We start from the raw sequence: 2,933 nt of genomic DNA, 5'->3' as shown, positions 1-2,933 counted from the left end.
AAGACCCGTTTGGGTTGTATGGTTAAGTGACTAAGCGTACACGGTGGATGCCTTGGCAGTTGGAGGCGATGAAGGACGTATTAACTTGCGATAAGCCTAGTCAAGCTAGTAAAAAGCACTTGAGACTAGGATTTCCGAATGGGGAAACCCACCTGCTTGCAGGTATCGTTAACTGAATACATAGGTTAACGAGGCGAACGCGGAGAACTGAAACATCTAAGTACCCGTAGGAAAAGAAATCAACCGAGATTCCGAAAGTAGCGGCGAGCGAAATCGGAACAGCCCTTAAGCTTATTATGTGTTAATGGAAGGCTGCTGGAAAGCGCCACGATACAGGGTGATAGTCCCGTACATGAAAAGACATTTTAAGTGAAATCGAGTAGGTCGGAGCACGTGAAACTTTGACTGAATATAGGTGGACCATCATCTAAGGCTAAATACTCCCAACTGACCGATAGTGAACCAGTACCGTGAGGGAAAGGCGAAAAGAACCCCTGTGAGGGGAGTGAAATAGAACCTGAAACCGTGTACGTACAAGCAGTAGGAGCCCACTTGTTGGGTGACTGCGTACCTTTTGTATAATGGGTCAGCGACTTATATTTTGTAGCGAGGTTAACCGAATAGGGTAGCCGTAGGGAAACCGAGTCTTAACTGGGCGAATAGTTGCAAGGTATAGACCCGAAACCCGGTGATCTAGCCATGGGCAGGTTGAAGGTTGAGTAACATCAACTGGAGGACCGAACCCACTAACGTTGAAAAGTTAGGGGATGACCTGTGGCTAGGAGTGAAAGGCTAATCAAACCGGGAGATAGCTGGTTCTCCCCGAAATCTATTTAGGTAGAGCCTCGGACGAATACTTACGGGGGTAGAGCACTGTTAAGGCTAGGGGGTCATCCCGACTTACCAACCCTTTGCAAACTCCGAATACCGTAAAGTAATATCCGGGAGACACACGGCGGGTGCTAACGTCCGTCGTGAAGAGGGAAACAACCCAGACCGCCAGCTAAGGTCCCAAAGTCATAGTTAAGTGGGAAACGATGTGGAAAGGCCCAGACAGCCAGGAGGTTGGCTTAGAAGCAGCCATCCTTTAAAGAAAGCGTAATAGCTCACTGGTCGAGTCGGTCTGCGCGGAAGATGTAACGGGGCTAAACTATGCACCGAAGCTGCGGATTCAGAATTTATTCTGAGTGGTAGGGGAGCGTTCTGTAAGCCGTTGAAGGTGTACCGGGAGGTATGCTGGAGGTATCAGAAGTGCGAATGCTGACATGAGTAACGATAATGGGAGTGAAAAACTCCCACGCCGGAAGACCAAGGGTTCCTATCCCATGTTAATCAGGGTAGGGTAAGTCGACCCCTAAGGCGAGGCCGAAAGGCGTAGTCGATGGGAAACAGATTAATATTTCTGTACTCGATATAATTGCGATGGGGGGACGGAGCAGGCTAAGCAAGCATGGCGTTGGTAGTCCATGTGAAAGTGAGTAGGGCGTTTGTTTAGGTAAATCCGGACGAACACTAAACCTGAGACACGAGACGAGTCACCAAGGTGATGAAGTTGCTGATGCCATACTTCCAGGAAAAGCCTCTAAGCTTCAGATTATATGGAATCGTACCCCAAACCGACACAGGTGGTCAGGTAGAGAATACTAAGGCGCTTGAGAGAACTCGGGTGAAGGAACTAGGCAAAATCGTACCGTAACTTCGGGAGAAGGTACGCTCCTATCTGTGATGAGACTTGCTCTCTAAGCGGACGGGAGCCGCAGTGACCAGGTGGCTGGGACTGTTTATTAAAAACACAGCACTGTGCAAAATCGCAAGATGACGTATACGGTGTGACACCTGCCCGGTGCCGGAAGGTTAATTGATGGGGTTATCCTTAGGGAGAAGCTCTTGATCGAAGCCCCGGTAAACGGCGGCCGTAACTATAACGGTCCTAAGGTAGCGAAATTCCTTGTCGGGTAAGTTCCGACCTGCACGAATGGTGTAACCATGGCCACGCTGTCTCCACCCGAGACTCAGTGAAATTGAAATCGCAGTGAAGATGCTGTGTACCCGCGGCTAGACGGAAAGACCCCGTGAACCTTTACTACAGCTTGGCACTGAACATTGAACCTACATGTGTAGGATAGGTGGGAGACTTTGAAGCAGCGACGCTAGTTGTTGTGGAGTCAACCTTGAAATACCACCCTTGTAGTTTTGATGTTCTAACGTTGGCCCCTGAATCGGGGTTACGGACAGTGCCTGGTGGGTAGTTTGACTGGGGCGGTCTCCTCCTAAAGAGTAACGGAGGAGCACGAAGGTTGGCTAAGTACGGTCGGACATCGTACGGTTAGTGTAATGGTAGAAGCCAGCTTAACTGCGAGACAGACACGTCGAGCAGGTACGAAAGTAGGTCATAGTGATCCGGTGGTTCTGAATGGAAGGGCCATCGCTCAACGGATAAAAGGTACTCCGGGGATAACAGGCTGATACCGCCCAAGAGTTCATATCGACGGCGGTGTTTGGCACCTCGATGTCGGCTCATCACATCCTGGGGCTGAAGTCGGTCCCAAGGGTATGGCTGTTCGCCATTTAAAGTGGTACGCGAGCTGGGTTTAGAACGTCGTGAGACAGTTCGGTCCCTATCTGCCGTGGGCGTTTGAGAATTGAGAGGGGTTGCTCCTAGTACGAGAGGACCGGAGTGAACGAACCGCTGGTGTTCGGGTTGTCATGCCAATGGCATTGCCCGGTAGCTACGTTCGGAACTGATAAGCGCTGAAAGCATCTAAGCGCGAAGCAGGCCTCGAGATGAGTTCTCACTAGACTTTTAAAGTCTCTGAAGGGCCGTTGAAGACTACAACGTTGATAGGCAAGATGTGGAAGTGGTGTGAGCCATTAAGCTAACTTGTACTAATTACCCGTGAGGCTTAACCATACAACGCCAAACGCGTTTTATG

The 2,933-nt window shown here is 50.1% G+C and carries 1 rRNA gene; it reads left to right on the top strand.

Features of this window, described 5'->3' with window-relative positions:
- The first annotated feature begins 20 nt into the window (after positions 1-20).
- A 23S ribosomal RNA gene (locus QL998_RS20460) occupies positions 21-2,911 on the top strand.
- Positions 2,912-2,933 lie beyond the last annotated feature (22 nt).

It is taken from the genome of Pseudoalteromonas sp. APC 3691 (assembly GCF_030408135.1).
Taxonomy (GTDB): domain Bacteria; phylum Pseudomonadota; class Gammaproteobacteria; order Enterobacterales; family Alteromonadaceae; genus Pseudoalteromonas.
Note: the sequence above shows the minus strand (reverse complement) of the source record. Positions and strands in the feature narration are given on the sequence as shown.